15 protein-coding genes and 1 riboswitch are annotated in these 19,747 nt (G+C 56.9%); of the genes, 10 read left to right on the top strand and 5 right to left on the bottom strand.

The features are described from left to right. Positions 1-28: 28 nt before the first annotated feature. The 5 genes from GCU45_RS09780 to GCU45_RS09760 form a co-directional block, all read right to left on the bottom strand. Complete coding sequence (locus tag GCU45_RS09780) at positions 29-298, bottom strand: hypothetical protein (RefSeq protein WP_152398786.1); 270 nt, start codon at positions 296-298, stop codon at positions 29-31. A gap of 196 nt (positions 299-494) precedes the next feature. Continuing rightward, positions 495-1,322, bottom strand: coding sequence for a phosphonate ABC transporter, permease protein PhnE (gene phnE / locus GCU45_RS09775; protein WP_152398785.1), 828 nt, complete (start codon positions 1,320-1,322; stop codon positions 495-497). Then, positions 1,319-2,134, bottom strand: a complete 816-nt coding sequence (gene phnE / locus GCU45_RS09770) for a phosphonate ABC transporter, permease protein PhnE (protein WP_152398784.1) — start codon at positions 2,132-2,134, stop codon at positions 1,319-1,321. Before phnE (GCU45_RS09770) ends, phnE (GCU45_RS09775) begins: the two co-directional genes overlap by 4 nt. Continuing rightward, positions 2,131-2,901 (bottom strand): phosphonate ABC transporter ATP-binding protein, encoded by a 771-nt coding sequence (gene phnC / locus GCU45_RS09765; protein ID WP_152398783.1) that lies wholly within the window; start codon positions 2,899-2,901, stop codon positions 2,131-2,133. Before phnC ends, phnE (GCU45_RS09770) begins: the two co-directional genes overlap by 4 nt. Before the next feature lie 114 nt (positions 2,902-3,015). Continuing rightward, positions 3,016-3,993: a phosphate/phosphite/phosphonate ABC transporter substrate-binding protein gene (locus tag GCU45_RS09760; RefSeq protein WP_152398782.1), complete on the bottom strand. Its 978-nt coding sequence runs from the start codon at positions 3,991-3,993 to the stop codon at positions 3,016-3,018. Positions 3,994-4,300: 307 nt separating this feature from the next. Here GCU45_RS09760 and GCU45_RS09755 point away from each other — a divergent pair, with 307 nt between their 5' ends. The 10 genes from GCU45_RS09755 (at position 4,301) to GCU45_RS09710 (ending at position 19,746) form a co-directional block, all read left to right on the top strand. Continuing rightward, complete coding sequence (locus tag GCU45_RS09755) at positions 4,301-6,331, top strand: bifunctional 2',3'-cyclic-nucleotide 2'-phosphodiesterase/3'-nucleotidase (protein WP_244364498.1); 2,031 nt, start codon at positions 4,301-4,303, stop codon at positions 6,329-6,331. 69 nt (positions 6,332-6,400) lie between these two features. Further along, positions 6,401-6,949, top strand: a complete 549-nt coding sequence (locus GCU45_RS09750; RefSeq protein ID WP_152398781.1) for an AAA family ATPase — start codon at positions 6,401-6,403, stop codon at positions 6,947-6,949. A gap of 275 nt (positions 6,950-7,224) precedes the next feature. Further along, a complete protein-coding gene (locus GCU45_RS09745; RefSeq protein ID WP_152398780.1) occupies positions 7,225-10,872 on the top strand; it encodes a DUF6359 domain-containing protein in 3,648 nt (1,215 codons plus the stop codon). Between the two features lie 217 nt (positions 10,873-11,089). Continuing rightward, complete coding sequence (locus tag GCU45_RS09740) at positions 11,090-12,199, top strand: S-layer homology domain-containing protein (RefSeq protein ID WP_152398779.1); 1,110 nt, start codon at positions 11,090-11,092, stop codon at positions 12,197-12,199. A gap of 226 nt (positions 12,200-12,425) precedes the next feature. Continuing rightward, positions 12,426-12,587, top strand: a riboswitch (FMN riboswitch). A 127-nt stretch (positions 12,588-12,714) separates the two neighbouring features. Beyond that, a complete protein-coding gene (locus GCU45_RS09735) occupies positions 12,715-13,671 on the top strand; it encodes a DMT family transporter (protein ID WP_152398778.1) in 957 nt (318 codons plus the stop codon). 447 nt (positions 13,672-14,118) lie between these two features. Beyond that, entirely contained in the window at positions 14,119-15,984 is a 1,866-nt protein-coding gene (locus tag GCU45_RS09730; RefSeq protein ID WP_152398777.1) for an ABC transporter substrate-binding protein, read from the top strand. Positions 15,985-16,095: 111 nt separating this feature from the next. Continuing rightward, entirely contained in the window at positions 16,096-17,106 is a 1,011-nt protein-coding gene (locus GCU45_RS09725; protein WP_076173597.1) for an ABC transporter permease, read from the top strand. Between the two features lies 1 nt (position 17,107). After that, positions 17,108-17,944 (top strand): ABC transporter permease, encoded by an 837-nt coding sequence (locus tag GCU45_RS09720; protein WP_089548533.1) that lies wholly within the window; start codon positions 17,108-17,110, stop codon positions 17,942-17,944. A gap of 4 nt (positions 17,945-17,948) precedes the next feature. Further along, entirely contained in the window at positions 17,949-18,959 is a 1,011-nt protein-coding gene (locus GCU45_RS09715) for an ABC transporter ATP-binding protein (protein ID WP_145948745.1), read from the top strand. After that, on the top strand, positions 18,946-19,746 hold the full coding sequence (locus tag GCU45_RS09710) for an ABC transporter ATP-binding protein (protein ID WP_076173600.1): 801 nt from the start codon (positions 18,946-18,948) through the stop codon (positions 19,744-19,746). The genes GCU45_RS09715 and GCU45_RS09710 overlap by 14 nt, the downstream gene beginning before the upstream one ends. Position 19,747: the final 1 nt, after the last annotated feature.

The following is a 19,747-nucleotide window of genomic DNA, read 5'->3' as shown; positions in this document are numbered from 1 at the left end:
AAGATTCGTGCAGAAAAGCTGGCGGCAGTTATTTGAAAATGCTGATCAAGATGGAGATCACCGCAAACAGGGCGATGCCAGACATAAAAAAGTAGCCGAAGTACCGGATCGGGGCAGGGAGCTGGTCCATATTGACCTTTTTGGGCGGGCCGCCACCTTCGATGGTTTGTATGTTTCTGAGCTGCTCATCAACATAACTTTCATGATCAAGGGTCGCAGCGGTTTCGCTCGCGGGCTGCGTTTCGTGAACTGCGGGCTTTCCTTGCGGACTGGCGGAACGGGTTCGGTTGGTGTCCATGGGGGTCAGCTCCTTTTTTGTTTAAAATTACATTTAATTTCCATTATTGTAACATACGGGGGATGGAAAAGCATCTTCAGCCGGATAGTAAAAAAAAGACTGGATCTGTGGGGAAGCCACGTGGAACCAGTCTTTTTTTTAAGTTCGAACATAACTGTGGCAAATAGCGGTCAAACGGTTCGGTTTTATTCCTCGTTTAGATGATTTTTCTCCGCACCCATCCCGAAATGAGATCCGTCAGGATGACCAGGACGATGATCCCCAGCAAAATGATGCCCACCCGGTTCCAGTTGCGCACCTGCAGCGCGAAGATTAGTGGGGTGCCGATCCCTCCGGCACCGACCAGACCGAGGGTCGTGGCGGAGCGGATGTTGATCTCGAACCGGTACAGCGAGTAGGAAAGGAACTGCGGGATGACCTGCGGCAGCACCGCATACCGAAGCACCTGCAAACGGTTTGCACCGGACGCGATCAGGGCTTCCTGCGGTCCGCGGTCGATGCTCTCGATCGTCTCCGAATAGAGCTTGCCCAGCATGCCGACGGAGTGGATCCCCAGGGCCAAGACGCCGGCAAAGGAGCCGGGACCGACGGCTTTGATAAACAGAATCGCCACGATGATCTCCGGGAACACCCGGATGACGCTCAGTACCAGCTTGCCGCTGCCGGACAGCGCGAGACCGCGGCTCATATTGCTGGAAGCCCAGAAAGCGAAAGGAATGCAGACGACGGCAGCGACAACGGTGCCGAGGACGGAGATGACGAGTGTATCGAGCAGACCCCGAAGCAGATCCTCTCCGTCCGGAATGTACACGAAAGACCAATCCGGATGCAGGAAGCCGGTCAGAATGGACTTGGAGACGGTGCCCGCCGTCCCTTGAATCCCTTCAAAGTGCATCCCTTGTATGGACCACCAGTAGACGGCAATCACCACCAGCGTGACCAGTCCGAAACGGATGCGTGAGCGAAGTGCCGAGCCGGCTGACGCCGGCGTGCCGGACGGCGGCAAAGATGTGTTACGGTTCATAATAATCTCCTCCGAATCAGCGCGCTGCCGTAATCGATGATCAGAACGATGACGAGGGTCAGCAGGATGATGATGCAGGCGCGGTCGTACCGGAACAAGCCGAGGGAGCGGTCGAGCAGGAGGCCGATACCGCCCGCCCCGACAAGTCCGAGCACGGCGGCTGCGCGCACGTTCACTTCAAACGTATACAGCAGGTACGACATAAAATAGGGCAGTGCCTGCGGGATGACGGCATACCGGATGATCTGCAGCCGGTTTCCTCCGACGGCCGACATCGCCTCCAGCGGCCCCGGGTCGATCGCTTCGATGGCCTCGAACGTCAGCTTGGCGATAATACCGAAGGAGAAAAAGACGAGCGCCAGCATCCCTGCAAACGGGCCGATGCCGAACACCGCGACGAATATGGCCGCGAACAGCAGGTCCGGAATGGTGCGGACGAGGTTCAGCACCATCCGTACCGGCAGCGAGACGAAGCGGCTGACGCGCAGGTTGGACGCGGACAGCAGCGCCACCGGAATCGCCAGCAGCCCGCCGAGGGAGGTGCCGAGCACGGCAATCTGCACGGTTTCCATCATCGGGGCCCATATGGTGGGCAGATAGCTCCAATCCGGCGGGAACATTTCCGCCAGGAGGCCGCCCATCTGCGGCAGGCCGGTGATGAGCTGGTAGGGGGTGACCTCGGTGCGGATCGAGCAGGCGATGAGGATTGCGATCAGGACGATCCACCCCGCGTACCGCTTGTATTTCGGCGGCGGAGCCATCCCGGGAAGGGTGGCCGGCTGCAGCGGCTCTGTCTGAGGCGCTGCCTTCATGACACGCCTCCCAGCAGCTCGTCTTTGAGGACCGGCCGCCCATAAATTTCGGCCAACGCCTCGTCTGTTGCCTCCTCCGGGGTACCGTCGAAGACGACCTCGCCGGCGCGCAGCCCGATAATCCGGGTCGCATACTCCCGGGCAAGGTCGATAAAATGAAGGTTGATCACGGTCGTAATGTTCATCTCGCGATTGATCCGCTTCAGGTCGTCCATGACCTGGCGGGTGGTGAGCGGGTCCAGCGAGGCGACGGGCTCGTCCGCGAGAATGACCCGGGCCTCCTGCGCGAGCGCGCGGGCGATCGAGACGCGCTGCTGCTGGCCGCCGGACAGCTGGTCGGCGCGGACGTAGGCTTTTTCAAGGATGTTGACGCGGTTTAGAGCCTCGAGCGCGATGGCGACATCCGGCTTCGGAAACCAGCCCAGCATCGTCCGCAGCGTCGAATGGTAGCCGACCCGGCCGGACAGCACATTGCTGAGCACGTTCTGGCGCTTGATCAGGTTGAAGTTCTGGAATACCATACCGATGTCGCGGCGGATCAGCCGAAGCTGGCGGCCGGCCGCACGGGTGACGGATTGTCCGCCAACGCGAATTTCCCCGGAGGAAATTTCGTTCAGCCGGTTAATGCTGCGCAAAAAGGTGGACTTGCCCGCGCCGGAAAGGCCGACGATGACGACAAGCTCACCTTCCTTGATGGTCAGATTAATGTCGCGAAGCCCGACCGTTCCGTTGGGATACACTTTGGAGACGTGATCGAATTCAATCATGAGATTCCAACTTTCTGTCGTATTTTCAGATAAAACGGGAAAACAACACCGCCATGAAGCCATTGGACGGTGCTGCCCGGTTCATTGTTTCTACTGAAATGAAATGCTTGAAATTTACTTGATTTCCTGCCCGACGGCTTCAGCGTATTCGCGAACCGGATCGAAGTTTTTGTCATCGCCTTTGGCATAGCCGACATGCGTGTAAATGTCTTTGATGATTTGTGCGCCTTCCGCATCGTTCGTAATGTCGATGAACGCCTGGCTGATTTTGTCTCTCCAGCTTTGGTCCATGTCGTTGCGCACGCTGACCGTATCGTTCGGGATTTTGGCCGTATAGTGAAGGACGCGGGTCTTTTCGAAGACGTCCGGAACGTCCTTTTTCACCGTGTTGCGTGCGTCCTGGAATACGGCGACGGCATCAACCTGACCGTTCAGAAGCGCCATAATGGCGGCATCATGCCCTTTGATCGTCACGCCTTGAACGTCTTTGTCCGGATCGATGCCTTCCTTCTTCAGCTCAGCCGCAGGGAATACATAGCCGGCGGAGGAAGTGACGTCCTGCCATCCGATCTTTTTGCCCTTCAAGTCCTGAAGGCTTTGGATCGGCGAATCCTTTTTCACAACGATCATCGCTTTGTAGAAATCGACCTTGTCCGTGGTGTTTTCGCCGGTATCGTCTTTAATGCCGTAGCGCTGCGCCTGAAGCAGCAGGTCGGCGGCTTTCTTTTTGTCGTGGGCCAGTACGTAAGCGTTCGGCGGCAGGAAACCGACGTCCACCTGTTTGGAAGCCATCGCTTCCACGATCGTGTTATAGTCCGGGGAAACCGTGACATGAACCGGAATGCCGAGACGGTCGCCGAGGAGCTTTTCCAGCGGCTTCGTTTTGGCTTCCAGGGTGTCGGCATTTTGGGATGGAACGAACTGCACGTTCAGTTCTTTGGGCACATAAGCCGTAGCTGCCGCTTCCGCCGTACCCGAGGCCGATGAGGCGGCCGTGCTGCCCGAGTCGCTGCCGCTGGTTTTAGACCCGCATGCCGCTAAACTGGCAGCCAAGGCCAAGGTCATGCTGATGGATAGTACTTTTTTAAACATGGATGATCCCCTCTCCACTTGATTCATCTATTTGGCCAGAAGCGGGTTAAACCCCCGTCTGACAGGAAAGAGCTTATCACACGTTCCGGGGGACAAGGGTTAACGGAGAAGATGTCTTTTGTAAACGAATGTAAAAATTTAGTGCTTCGGAACGGTAGGTCCGGCGTTTTTCTAAGGCGAAAGGTCTACTTCCAATAAGTAGAAACAGGTCCGAAAGGGCGTTTACGTAGAATTAATGTTTTTCCGTTATACTGGAGAACAGGAAGTGCCGGCTTGTTCGAGCCGGCCGGGAGGAGAGGAGACATCAATGAATATAGTGAACGGGATGATCCCCGATAACAATACAACGGTCAACCTGCGGATTCTGTCGACGACGGACGTGCATGCCTGCCTGATGGATTACGATTATTACCGGGATCAACCGGATCCCTCCATCGGGCTGGTCCGGACGGCCGCCTTGATTGCAAGCGCGCGGGATGAGGTGCCGAACACGCTGCTCGTGGATAATGGAGACCTGATTCAGGGGACCCCGCTCGGAACGTATGCCGCTAAAAAATATGCCGCCATGAAGCAAGGGCAAGGGCCGTACGTTCACCCCGCAATCCGGGTCATGAATGCGATGGGTTATGACGCGGCAACTTTAGGCAACCATGAATTCAACTATGGACTCGACATGCTGGACGACGTCATTGCCGGAGCGGATTTTCCGTATGTCAACGCCAACGTGTATTTCGATGAAGGCCTGGGCCTTGAGCCTGAGGAATGCGGCCGGAACAGGTATAAGCCGTATGTCATTTTGGATAAAAGATGCCTGGACAATGCCGGGCAGGCCCATGATATCCGGATCGGGCTCATCGGCTTCGTGCCGCCGCAAATCATGGACTGGGACCAGGCGAACCTTGAAGGCCGGGTGAAGGTGAAGGACATCCTGCTGTCGGCGCTGGAATGGGTTCCGAAGATGAAGGAGGAAGGCGCGGATCTGGTCGTGGCGCTGGCTCATACGGGCTTCGACGGCAAGGTGGCGCTGACGGACGGCAATGCCGAGAACGCGGTGTATCCGCTCAGTCTGGTGCCTGGCATTGATGCGATGACCTTTTCCCATACACATCATGTATTTCCTGCGGATAGGCATCTGCTGGATGCTTCCTTTAAGGATGAGAGCGGTGAACTCCTGCCGGACATCCATCTGGAAAAGGGTACGATTCACGGCATTCCGGCCGTACAGGCCGGGTTCGGCGGGGGGCATTTGGGCGTGATCGACCTGTCGCTTCAATTTCGGCAGGGGAGATGGCAGGTGGTGCAGGGGACGTCCTCGGTCCGCCGTTTGGAAAAGGAGGAGGATGCAGCACGCGGCACGCCGCTTCGGGACCCAGGAATCGCTGAGCTTCTCCGGCAGGACCATGAGGCGACCGTCGCCTATGCCAATGAGCCGATCGGCACCATTCACGCCCCGCTGCACAGCTATTTTTCCCTAGTGCAGGATGACGCCTCCGTTCAGCTCGTCAACCATGCCCAGACGTGGTACGCCCGGCGGATGATTGCAGCTTCCATGCCGGAGCTGCAGCAGCTGCCGGTATTGTCCGTGGGCTCGCCGTTTAAAGCGGGGCGCAACGGACCCAAGGAATATGCGGATATTCCGGCCGGGCCGATTGCGATCAAAAGCGCGACGGAGCTGTATTTGTATGACAACACGATCAAAGGGGTGCGGATTTCCGGCCGGGCCGTCAAGGAGTGGCTGGAAATGACCGCAGGAGCGTACAATCGCATCGATCCGCTGTCCTCGGAGGAACAGCCGCTGCTTAACCCGCAGTTTTCCGTGTTTAATTTCGACGTGATCAGCGGCATCACGTACGAGGTCGACGTAACGCAGCCGGCCAAATATAAGCTGGATGGGAGCCTGAACGACCCGGATGCCAGCAGGATCGTTCATATGTGTTACGAAGGGGCTCCCCTGGATCCGGATCAGGAGTTCATCGTGATTTCTAGCAACTACCGGGTCTTTGGCGGCGGCAATTTCCCCGGGATCCGGGAGATGGAGCTGGTCATCGATTCCGAGGATGAATGCCGGCAGGTACTGATTGACTACATTACGGCATGCGGCGAAATTCCGGCTGAGGCGGAGCCGAACTGGCGCATCACACCGGTTGAAGGCCCTGTGAACGTCACATTTACGACATCGCCTGACGCGGTGAAATATGCCGGAAATTATCCGCACATCCGATATACCGGGCGGCAGAACGATCAAGGCTTCGGCATTTTCAGCTTGGATCTGGGGCGGCAATCGCCGGAGCGGGAGACGGAGGCCCGGAATCCTGGAAAGATTGGTTTAAAGGGATAAATCCCCTGACGATCCGGAATGCCGAATATATAATGATAGGATAACCGGCATTCAAGGAGGGAATCGTACATGGCAGCTCATTCCATTCAGCAGCCTGCCGTTATCGTAATTACCGGCATTATGGCAAGCGGCAAATCGACGGTAGCGCAGCTGCTCGCCGAGCGGACGGGCAAGTCCGTGCATCTTCGCGGCGACCTGTTCCGGAGAATGATCGTGAACGACCGGAAGGAGGTCGAGCCGGACGCTTCCGAGGAGGAGCTGGGCCAGCTGCTGCTTCGCTACCGGCTTGCTGCACAGGCGGCGGATACGTACGCCGGGTCCGGGTTTACGGTCGTGGTGCAGGACGTCATCGTCGGCCGGGTGCTGGAAGATTTTTTGTCCTTCCTGCAGAGCCGCCCGGTATATTTGGTGGTGCTGTGTCCCACTCCCGAAGCGGTAGAGCGGAGGGAAGCGCAGCGGTCCAAAAAGGGCTACGGAGCCTGGACGGTGGACGCCTTAAACCGCGTGCTGCATGATGAAACGCCCCGGCTCGGTTTGTGGCTGGATTCCTCCAGCTTGACGCCGGGGGAGACGGTGGACAAGATCATGTCCGGCATAGCAGAAGCCAAGATTCGTTAAATAACGGCAGGGTATGACATCACTATTGAGGGGAGAGTCCCAGGCATAAGCCTAAAGGTCTCTCTTTTTTTGCGCCAAAATGAGGACTGCGGCACTGCCCGCCCTTCCGCTCCCTCATATAAAATCCAAGGTAGGAAAGGGTTTCCTTAACAACCACGGTGCATTTGCACAGCTGTCCCATATTTTACATAATCCGCAATAAGCCATAATAAAGGGATGTTAACCTGAGGAAGCCGCAATCATAATTGCCGGAATGTAAAGGAGGAGTTCGCAAGATGGACAACCCGTATTTCGTCCGCAGGAAAAAGCTCACAGGTCTATTTCTGGCATGGCTGCTGCTGCTGTCCGCCGCCTTGGGGTACATGCCCGCACAGGCTGCGGCCGCGGTTCCGCTCACGGTGGCCGAAGCTCTTGCCAAAAACAACAGCGGAGAGACCGCGACCGTTGAAGGTTACATCGTCGGTGAGATGTACAATTCCAAACCGATTTATTCGGGCTTTCAGGACGATTTTAACGTATTGATTGCCGATACACCCGGGGAGAAGACACAGAGCAACATGATCGATGTCCAGATCTCGGCTTCCTACCGCTCCCAGTACGGTCTGAAGACGAACCCCGCCAACGTGGGGAAAAAACTGATCGTTACCGGGCAATTGGCCGCGTACAGCGGCATGGCTGGAATCAAAAGCCCGACAGCGATGTCCCTGGACGGGGAGTCCGGAGAAAACCCCGGCGGAGGCACGCCGAACCCGGCGGATCCGGGCAGCGAAAATATCGGTGTTCCGACGACGCTGCCGGATGGCACGGGGAAAAAGGTGCTGTTCGACGAAACGCACGGACAGACGGCCGGAGCTTCGGACTGGGTCATTGACGGCGCATTTTCGGACTTTGCCGACGGGCTGAGGGAAGCGGGCTTCCAAGTGGATGCGCTGCAAAGAACGCTGCCGATGGACTCGCACGCTTTTGACACGCCGGAGATTACGCTGAGCAAGCTGAAGCAATACGACGTCTTTATAATCGGCGAAGCCAACATTCCGTTTAAGGCGTCCGAGCAGGCCGCCATGCTGATGTATGTCAAGGAAGGCGGCAGTATTTTCTTCATCTCCGACCACTACAATTCCGACCGGAATCTGAACCGCTGGGATTCCTCGGAAGTGATGAACGGCTACCGGCGCGGCGCATTTGGTAACCCGACCAAGGGCATGTCCACCGCCGAAGCGGCATCGGGCGCGATGCAGGACGTGACCAGCACGGACTGGCTCGGCCAGAACTTCGGCGTGCGCTTCCGCTTCAATTCGGTCGGCGACGTTACCAAAACCGACGCGGTGAAATATGATCAGTCTTTCGGTATTACCGCAGGCGTTAATGATGTGGAGATGCACAGCGGCTCCACGCTGACGATTCTGGATCCGACCCGGGTCAAGGGCGTTGTCTACCTCCCGGAAAATGTGCCGGGCTGGGGCAATGCCGTAGAAAACAGCGACAAGGCGAACTTCCCGAACGGAGGCGTCTATAAAAACGGCGGCATCGCCGAAGGACCGTTCGCTGCCATTTCCAAGCTGGAAAAAGGAAAAGCTGCATTCATCGGCGACTCCTCGCCGGTCGAGGACCCCACGCCGGGATACGTCCGCGAGGACAACGGCGGCAAGAAAACAACGTATGACGGCTTCAAGGGGGAAGCCCAGGACGCCGTCTTCCTCGTCCAGACGGTAAAATGGCTGGCGGTTCATGAAGATTACGCAACATTCGAAAATCAGGGTATTACGCTTGATGAGCCGACGCCGCTGCTCGGCAAGCTGGAAGAACCGGCCACGTCGACCGAAATTCCAGGAACCGAGCCGTGGACGACGCCGGTCGCAGGGTACAAATGGTATGATCCGACGACGTACAAAGCCGGTTCCTATGGAGCCGGCGGTACGCCGCCGGTTGTCACCATTCCCGATTTGACAACCATCGCGGAAGCGCGTAAAGCGGCGGACAACGATTACGTAACGGTGAAGGGCGTGGTCACGTCGGAGCCGGGAGTTTTTGGCGGCTCAGGATTTTACATGCAGGACGGTACTGGCGGTGTCTATGTGTATCCGAGCAAAGCGACAGGCTACCATGTCGGGGATAAGGTCAAGCTGACCGCCCAGAAGCTGACCTATAACACCGAGGTCGAGCTGGCCAACGAGGTCCAGGTGGCCAAGCTGGACGCCCAGGCCGATATTCCGGCTCCGGTTCCACAGGCTGCGGCCGCGGTCAATGACAGCAATCAGGGGCAGCTGATCACGATCAAAAACGCGGCGGTGCAAAACTACGCCACTGTCACGGGCTCCCTGGAATTCGATCTCGTCAGCGGCGGCACGACGAACCATGTCCGCGTCGACAGCCGGACGGGCATCAGTGCAGATGCGCTGAAGCAGGCCTATCCGGCAGGAACGGTCGTCGATATTACCGGGATCTCTTCGATCTTTAAAGGAGCCTACCAGTTGAAGCTTCTGAAAGATAGCGACATCCGTCCGGCTGCGGCTGCCGGAGACAATCACGCTCCGGCGTTTGCCGACGTGCCTGCCCAGACCGTGAAAGCCGGGCAGCAAGTGACGTTCTCGGTGTACGCCAACGATGAGGACGGAGACGTGTTAAGTTATGAGGCGGTGTCCCTGCCAGAGGGGGCGGCCTTTGATGCGGCTTCCGGAAAATTCACGTGGACGCCGGCTGCGGAAGGCAGCTACACGGCTTCCTTCCGGGTTCAGGACGGAAAGGGCGGCAGCGATACGCTCCAGGTCAGCATCACGGTGGAAGCGGCAGGAACGCAGGCACCGAACTCCGCCGTGTTGACCGGCCCGGCAGCGGCTTCTGCGGGAGCGCAGGTTGACTTGGGCGTAGGCATTACCAAGCCGTCGTTTGCCTTTACGGCGCTGGACCTGATCGTCAAGTACGATCCGGCAAAGCTGGAATTTGCGACCGTGGCGAATACGGACGGCACGCTGGCCCTGGCCGAAGGCGCGGTAAGCTCTTCGCGTACCGGCTTTGGCGTGCTGGCGACCGGGGTGAAGCCGGAATCAGGCGAGATCCGCATCATTATGGCCAGCACCGGCCAGGAGAACGCCGTCTCGGAAGACGGGGAGCTGCTGAAGCTCCACGGCACGCTGAAAGCCGGCGTCTCCGGAAGCGCAGCCGTGTCGGTGTCCGCCTTTGACATTTCGGCGGACGGCAATTCGAGCCCGGTGAACACGGACTCCGCTGCGCTGCAGATCCAGATCGCCACGGCTGACCGGGCGGCGCTGCTTGCCGCCATCGGCGAAGCGCAGAAGCTGGCGGATCAGGCCGTCACGGGCACGGAGCCGGGGCAGTACCCGGCATCGGCGAAGACCGCGCTGCTGTCGGCGATCAGCGACGCCAAGCGTGTGGCGGACGATGCCGCTGCCACGCAGAAGGCGATCGACGATGCGCTGACCGTCCTGAAAGCGGCGGTCAGCACGTTCAAGAACGCGGTCATCCCGGTTCCTTCGATTCCGGTCGACAAGTCGGCCCTCACTTCGGCGATTGCTTCCGCGCAGAGCATCTATGACCGGGCGGTCACAGGCGATAAGGTCGGCCAATACCCGGCTGCGGCCAAGGCCGAGCTGCAGTCGGCCATCCAGGCGGCGAACGCGGTCAAAGGCAGCTCTACCGCGACACAAAACCAGGTGGATTCGGCTGCGGCTGCACTCGGCAGCGCTGTAACCACCTTCCAGAAAAAGCTGATCACGCTGGTACCTGGAGCGGTGCAGATTACGGTGCAGGATTTGTCCATCCTCGCCAAGTACTACGGCATCCAGTCGACGGATCCCAACTGGAGCCGCGTTGCTCCGGCGGACCTGTTCAGCGAAGGCGAAATTTCGATCCGTTCGCTGGCTGCGGTAGCGCAGATGATCATCGGCAGCTGGTACGCGAAGTAAGGGGATAGAGAACCGGATGGTCCTCAAGTCCCGGCTCATACGCAGTACCATGTTTCGCATGATTTATGCGGGGATCGGGACAGCTTAGGGATGGATATCATCCAATGGATATGGTCGTATGGAACATTAGAAATTGACTGCTTAGAACAGGATACAATCGCAGGAGCGGTGCAGGCTGCTCCTGCGATTTTCAATTCATGGAAAGAGGGCTGGACGTATGCCACGAAAACAATTTACCCGCTATGCCGCATGGGCCGTAGCCATTTGTGTCGGACTCATCGGATCAGGAACCCCCGCAAACGCTGCGGTTTCAGAAGTACGAACGGCTGGCAGCTCCCCGGTTGCCGCGGCCTCCTCGGCTGCTGCGGCAACCACCGCCGCTGCGGAAGCCCCTTCCTTGTCACTGGGGGTAACTTCCAATGGCTCCAAGGTGACGGTCACGGTGACCGGCGAGCAGCTGAAGGACTTGTATGCGTATGAGCTGACGCTCAGCTTTGACCCGGCGAAGCTGGCTTTCCGCACCGCTTCCTTGGGGACATCCGGCTTTTCGGTCGAACCAATTGTCCAAAACAACGAAATCCGCCTGGCCCACACCAAAGTAGGAAAAACAGCCGGAGACAGCGGCAAGCTCCAGCTCGCCGTCATTGAGTTTACGGCGCTGAAGACGGCTTCGTCTCGGGTGGCCGTGGAAAGTGCCAAATTGGTGGATTCCGCTCTCCGCTCATCCGAGATGTCCATCAAGCCAGAAATCACGGTCCAGCCGGGCAAAGCGGAAGGAACGCCGGGCACTTTCCGGGATATCCGCGGCCACTGGGCGGAGCAGCCAATTCTGAATGCGGTCCAGCAGGGATGGGTCAGCGGATATCCCGACGGCACGTTTCAGCCCGGCAAGGAAGTGACCCGGGCGGAGTTCGCCAGCATGATGATGCGTGCGGTCTCCATGGGTCAGGCGGCCGGCTCACAGGCGCTGGCTTTTTCCGACGCGAAGAAAATCCCGGCTTGGGCGCTGTCTTCTGTTCAGGATGCGGTGTCGCAAGGCATCATGAACGGTTATGCCGACGGCACGTTTGGGCCGAGCCGGCTCATAACCCGGGCCGAAATGGCGGCGATGACCGTCAGGGCGCTCGGTACTGGAACACCGGACGGTGCGGGAAGTTTGAATTTTGCCGACCGCGGTCAAATTCCGGCCTGGGCCAAGCCGTATATCGCATCAGCGGTAGAGAAAGGAATCATGCACGGAAGAGCGGGCAGCCTATTCGCCCCGAACGCACACGCAACGCGGGCTGAAGCGGTGTCCGTGATCCTGTCGGTGCTTGAGCAGCGATAAGTGCTGCCGCGAGTCCGTTCAGTGCTTGCTGCAGGCTCCTCAATGTTGCCGACTGCCATCTTAAATGGCTGCGGATATGCCGAAAAATGTCCATCTCCAGCCCCATATCCAAATTTTTAATCCATGGAAATAAAAAGCTATTAAAAAACTGAAACACTTTTGGATACATTTATGCTATAATGATGAAAACAATGTAAGTTGCATGAAAAAATAAAAATAAATGAATATGGATCTTCGGGGTAAGGTGAAATTCCTGACCGGCGGTGAGCGTCTCTTCTTGTGATGAAGACGGCGTCAAGCCCGCGACTCGCAGCTTTAGCAATAAGGCGGCGACTGACCTGGTGGAAATCCAGGGCCGACGGTAAAGTCCGGATGGGAGAAGATCAAAGAATAGGCGTGTGCGAAATTTTGACATTTCCGCAAGCTTATTTGATCAACCCCCGATGTGTCGATTGATGTCGATCTCGGGGGTTTTCCAATGTTGACTCCGTATTCAGGGATAGGGGAACTGGAGTATGGAAAATGTAAGCAGCAACATCAAGGTCCGGCCCGCGGCAAGCGGGAAGGCCGAACGCAGCAAATCCGGCTTTTGGCTGGTCGTGCTGGGTGCAGCATTGTGGGGAGCGGATCCGCTGTTCCGGATTATTTTGCTCAAAGAACATATGACGGCAACGCAGATCGTGCTCATCGAGCATATTTTGCTGGTGCTGTTCGTCGCACCAATGCTGTGGAAACATCGGAGCGAGTTGAAAGGCCTGAAACTGCGCCATATCGGCGCGCTGCTCTTCCTGTCGTGGGGCGGCTCGGCGATTGCAACCATACTGTTTACGCAGGGGCTGTCTTCCGGGAACTTGAACGCGGTCGTTCTGCTGCAGAAGCTGCAGCCGATCTTCGCCATTCTTATGGCCAAACTGCTGCTGCGTGAGAAGCTTCCGAAGCATTTCACCTGGCTGTTCATCGTGGCGCTGGCCGGAACGTATTTGTTGACCTTCGGCTTCACGTTTCCGTTCGGGCATGTAAATGATTTCGTCAAGGTCGGCAGCTTGTTCTCGCTGGGTGCCGCAGCACTGTGGGGCGGTTCCACGGTCATGGGTCGTCTGATGGTCGGAAAAATGGAGTATGAGACGGTGACTTCACTGCGTTTCATCCTGGCGCTGCCTTTGCTGATCGGGATTACCATCAATCAGGGAGATCCTTGGCAGGTGCATACCGACGGGGGAACGCTGGCTGCGGTGTCGATCAACATGCTGGGGCAGGCGCTTCTGCCGGGGCTGTTCAGCTTGATGGTGTACTATAAAGGGCTGACGACGACGAAAGCATCGGTGGCGACGCTGGCGGAACTGAGCTTCCCGATGGTGAGCGTGCTGATCAACTGGATCGTATTTCATCAGGTCGTGACGCCAACACAAGCGGTCGGATTTATCCTGATCTGGGCGGCGCTGTTCATGATTTCCCGCAAGAGCGCGGCTTAAAGCTTACAGGTCAGTCCAGGATTTAAAGACGCAATTTCATATAGGGTTTGAAAAGCGGTTCCTGCTGGTGGCAGGGGCCGTTTTTTATTTGGAAGGGAAGGGCAAATCGTGCGAAGGATTTCAGTAACTTTTTTTCAGCACATTTAAAAAATAAATCAGTCATCATTTCCAAGCGATCCCTCATACATTTTACGGAAAGCGCTTGCAGAACACGTTTTAGCCGCATGATCCGTCGGCCCGCTCCGTACTTTTTCGTGATGGGGTATGCGGTTTCCTCGGAATGAAGAGGTTTAAGTTCTTCGGATCCGTGGGGCACGAACCTTCCGATCTGAAGACGTGAAATCTGCATCACGCTTGCATGTATATAAAATGAACTAAAGGCGAAGTGCTGTCCCTGTCTTAGTTCAATTTATGTAGATGTGAATTGGAGGAAATGGGGGAGTTTACATGAAGCTGAAAATAGCTTCCAAGCCGCTCATGGCCCTTTTCGTGGCGGCGACCGTGATGATCGCGGGCTGCCAGACCGTGCAGCCGCCTTCCGCAACGGGAACGACAACGCCGCCGGCGCAAGGGGAAAACAAGCCGGCCGATCAGGGAGAAAAAGCAACGGAGCCCGCGACGACCGAGCCCGCGGCGAACCAGCCGGCAACGAGCGGAGACGCCAAAGAAACGCCGAGAAATGAAACCCTCTACATTAACGGAATTCAATGGGGGCCGCCATCCAACTTCAACCTGCTGAGCGGCAATCCGGCCTTCCCGATCAACTATGGTAACTCGAGAGAACTGGTCTACGAGACGCTGTTTATGATCAATCAGCTGGACGGCAAGCTGGAGCCGCTGCTCGGCACCAAATACGAGTGGACCGACGACATGACATTGCATATCGAGCTGAATAAGGACGCCAAATGGAGCGACGGACAGCCGTTTACGTCCGATGACGTCGTGTACACCTACCAGCTCGGCAAAAAATACGACATCAACTGGAGCAACTACTGGGCGTACATTGCGGATGTCACAGCGGACGGCCCGAATGCGGTCAAGATCACGCTGAACAAAGACAATCCGAACCGTCTGACGGTGCTCGACAGCATCGAGCTGATTCCGATGATGCCCAAGCATATCTGGGAAGAAATCGAGAAGAAGTCGAACAACGATCTGGCGACGATCCGCAAGGAAGTCAACGCCAATCCGGTAGCCACCGGCCCTTACAAAATTTACTTCTACAACGACCAGAAAATCACGATTGTGCGCGACGACAATTACTGGGGCAAGTCGCTCTTCGGCAAGCTGCCTGCTCCGAAATATATTACGCACGTCATCTACAAGGATAACGCCGCCGGCGATTTGGCCTTCAAGAGCGGACAGGTGGACGTCTCCCAGCAGTTCATCCCGCAGGTATGGAACATGTGGAAGAACGGCGCTCCGATCAAGACCTATCTGAAAGACGCACCTTATTATGTACCGGGCTCCATGCCGTCGATCTTCTTTAATTTCTCGAAAAAGGGGCTGGATAACCCGGACGTCCGCCGCGCGATCGCAATGAGCATCGATTATAAGAAAATTTCCGACCTCGCGATGAGCGGCTACTCCGCCGCGATGCAGCCGTCCCTGACGCTGAACACGGACGCGGAGTCCAAATACGTCGATCAGGCTGCGATCAAATCGCTGCAGTGGACGACCGACGTCAAGGCGGCCAACGAGCTGCTCGACAGCATCGGCGCCAAAAAGGGCAAGGACGGCATCCGTGTGCTGAACGGCACCCGTCTCGGGCCATTTGAAGTGGAATGCCCGTACGGCTGGTCCGACTGGAATGCGGCGCTGGAGATCGTGGCCCAGAGCGCCAAAGCGATCGGCATCGAAATCCGCACGAAGTTCCCGGAAGCGCCGGTATGGACAAACGACCTGCAAACCGGCAAGTTCGACATCATCATGAACACGCCTGCGGGCGGCGTCAATCCGAGCCAGCCGTGGAGCAGAGCGCATGACATCATGTATTCCAAGGAAGTGGCTCCGCTCGGCGAAATGGCGTTCTGGAACTGGGGCCGTTACAAAAACGACAAGGCCGACCAAATTATCGACAAAATTCCGAGCGTCACCGATCAAGCCGAACTCAAAACCCTGTACACGGATTTGACAAAAATCTGGCTGACCGACATTCCGTCCATTCCGCTCATGTACCGTCCGTGGGTGTTCCATACGGTCAATGAATCGGTATGGAAAGGCTTCCCCGTCGACGGAGACGGAAGCAACATTCCTCCGCAAATCGCCATGGACGGGGCGGGCATCCGGGCGCTGTACCAGATCCACAACTAAGCCCAAGGAAGCGGCCTGCATGGGAGGCTCCCGGCACTGCCGGAGCGCCATGCGGGCCCTCTTTTCCAAGACGCATCCACCGCCGATCCAAAGATCAAGGGAGGGACCTTCTTGAATGCCTATGCCAAATATTTCGTAAAAAAGCTGTTCTGGTACCTGGTGACGCTCGTTATTGCCGTTTCCCTGAATTTTTTCCTTCCGCGCATGATCGAGGGGAACCCCGTCGCCATGATCGTCTCACAGATGACCAAAGGGATGACGGACAGCGATACGATCAAACGGGTCTATGAGACGTTCATTCAGGAGTTTGGTGTTGACAAGCCGCTCTGGCAGCAGTTTCTGATTTATGTCCAAAACCTGTTTACCGGCAACCTCGGCACCTCGTTTGGCCTGTACCCGAAAAAGGTGACGGACATCCTCGCTTCAGCGGTGCCGTGGACGATCGGCCTCCAGTTACCGGCGATTCTGGTGGGCTGGATTCTGGGCAACGTGCTCGGAGCCGTGGCCGCATATAAAAAAGGCGTGTTCGACAAGGTGATTTTTCCGGTGGCCCTGTTCGTGAACTCGATCCCCTTTTTTACGCTGGCCATCATCATGCTGTACGTATTCGCCCTGACGCTGGGGTGGTTCCCGCTGTCCGGAGGGTATGACTTTCAAATGATTCCGCAGCTCAGCTTCGAATTTATCGGCTCGGTCATCCGCCACCATACGCTGCCGTTCCTCTCGATCGTGCTTGTCACCATCGGCGGCCAGGCGATCGGGATGCGGGAGATGTCCATTTACGAGCTGAATGCCGACTATGTGCTGTACAGCAAGCTGCTCGGGATCCGCGATTCGCGCATCTCCAGATACGTGTTCCGGAACGCCATGCTTCCCCAAATCACCGGACTGGCCTTGTCCATTGGCACGATGGTGGGCGGTTCGCTCATCTGCGAAATTGTGTTCAGCTACCCGGGCATCGGTACCTGGCTGTTTACGGCCATCCGTCAGCTCGATTACCCGCTCATTTCCGGCTGTACGCTGCTGATCGCGCTCTCTGTTCTGTTGGCTAACTTTACGATTGATATCATTTACGGTTTTATCGATCCGCGGATCAAAGCCTCGCAAATGGAGGACCAGTAATATGAAAAACTCCTTCAACATTCTCATCAAATCCCCCAAATTCATGCTGGGGGCGGGAATATTCATCGTTATGCTGGCGCTGGTGCTCATCTTCCCGATGATCAACAAAAAGGATCCGCTGGAGATGATCGCCCTGGCGTTTCAGCCGCCGAGTTCGCAGCTGTGGCTCGGTTCGGACAATTTCGGGCGGGATCTGTTCCTTGAGCTGATGTACGGTATTCAGACCTCGATCCGGGTCGGTCTCATCGCAGGCGTGTTCGCAACGGCCATCGGACTCATTATCGGCCTTGCGTCCGGTTACATCGGCGGTATCGTGGATAACTTGCTGACGTCGATCACGAACATTTTTATCGTCATTCCGTCGTTTATTATCCTGATCCTCATCTCGGTCAGCATCAACTCGCGCAGCTCGCTCGTGACGGCGATCATTATCGGCATCACCAGCTGGCCGTGGACGGCCCGGGCCGTCCGGGCGCAGACCAGCTCGCTCCGCAACCGGGATCATGTCCATATCGCCAAAATTTCCGGACACAGCACGCCCCGGATCATCGTTTTTGAAATTTTGCCTTACATCGCGTCCTATGTCGTCATGGCGTTCGTGCTGCAGACCGCGTCCGGCATTCTGTCGGAGGCCTCCATCTCGATGCTGGGACTGGGGCCGTACAACACGATCTCCCTCGGCATCATCATGAACTGGGCGCTCGTTTTCGAGGCGCCGGTGGCGGGCGCATGGTGGGCGTTTATCCCGGCGGCGCTGTCGATCGCGCTGATCACGTTCTCGCTGTATATGATGAACACGGGCATGGACGAAATTTTTAATCCGAAAATAAGGAGTTAGGCCGATGACCACAAACATTCTGGAAGTAAGCGGACTGAAAACCTATTATAAAACCCGGCTTAAGGAAAAAGTGTTTGCCGTCGACGGCGTCGATTTCGTGCTGGAAGAAGGGAAGACACTCGGCATCGCCGGCGAATCCGGCTGCGGCAAGTCGACGCTGGCGCTGAGCCTGATGGGATTTTATTTTCCGCCGCTCCATTACGGCAGCGGTTCGATTCAAATTCACGGCCGCGACATTATGAAGTTGAGCAAGGAGCAGCTGCGCACGCAAATTTCCGGGCGGGAAATCGCGTATATTCCCCAGGCGGCCATGAATGCCCTCAATCCGACGCTGCGGATCATCCGCTTTATTGAGGATATCATGAAGGAGCACCGGCCGGAGCTCACCAAGAAACAGGTGTGGGACATGGCCGTCGAGCGCTTTGAAACGCTGAACCTGTCGCCGAAGGTGCTTCGCTCGTATCCGAATGAGCTCTCCGGGGGCATGAAACAGCGAACGGTCATTGCGATTTCCACCATTCTGAATCCGAAGGTGCTGATCGCCGACGAACCGACGTCCGCGCTGGACGTGACGTCGCAGAAGGCGGTCATCAAGCTGATGAAGGACCTGCTCGACAAGCAGTTCATCCGCTCGCTGGTATTCATCACGCATGAGCTGCCGCTCTTGTACCACGTCACCGACGACATTATGGTCATGTACGCGGGAGAAATCGTGGAGCGCGGCACGGCCGATCAGATGATCTTTGATCCGCTTCATCCATATACGAAGAAGCTGATGGGCTCCATCATCGTTCCGGAGGAGGGGATGAAGGGGCACAAGCTGGCGGCCATTCCGGGCACGCCACCGAATTTGAAGCATGTGCCCGCCGGCTGCCGGTTTGCCGAGCGGTGCTCTTACGCCCAGGATATTTGCAGGGAAAACAATGTGGCGGTGCAGGAAGTGGACGGCCGCCAGTACCGGTGCCATTTTGACACAGGAACGCTGAAGGAGTGGTATGCGAATGAGCAGTCGTGACCTGTTGATCCGCGGCAGAGGCATTACGAAAGTATTCGGGTACGGGGCGGCCAAAACGACCGCGGTCGATACGGTGGACTTCGATTTTCATAAAGGCGAGATCATTTCCATCGTCGGCGAGAGCGGCAGCGGCAAAACCACCCTTGCCAAAATCATCATGGGCCTCTTAAAGGAGTCGGGGGGCAGCATCGATTACAAAGGACAACCGAGAGTGCTGCGCCGCCATGCCGACCGGAAAAAGTACTGGAAAGACATTCAGGCGATTTTTCAGGACCCGTTCTCGTCCTTTAATCTGTTCCAGCGAGTGGAGAAGCTGCTGCTCAGCTGCATCCGGCTGCAGGGGCTGAAGCTTACCAAGGATGAGCAGTTCAATAAAATGAAAGAGGCCTGCTCTTTCGTCAACCTGAAGTTCGAGGAGCTGTACAACAAGTATCCGTTCGAGCTGTCCGGCGGGCAGATGCAGCGGCTCATGATCGCCCGGATTTTTATGCTTCACCCGAAGGTGCTGATCGCGGATGAGCCCACCTCAATGGTCGACGCCTGCTCCCGGTCCACCATTCTCGACATGCTGCTGAAGCTGAGGGATGAGAACGAGATGACGATTATTTTCATCACGCACGACGTGGGGCTCGCCTATTATGTGAGCGACACGATCTACATCATGGAGAAGGGCCAAATCGTCGAGAGGGGACCGGCCGAGGATATTATTCTGAACCCGCAGCATGCCTACACAAGGCAGCTCATCAGCGACGTGCCGAAAATCCATACGGCCTGGGACTTGGGCTAGG

Source organism: Paenibacillus cellulositrophicus (assembly GCF_009363095.1).
Lineage (GTDB): Bacteria > Bacillota > Bacilli > Paenibacillales > Paenibacillaceae > Paenibacillus_AQ > Paenibacillus_AQ favisporus.
This window is presented reverse-complemented; position numbering and strand designations above follow the sequence as displayed.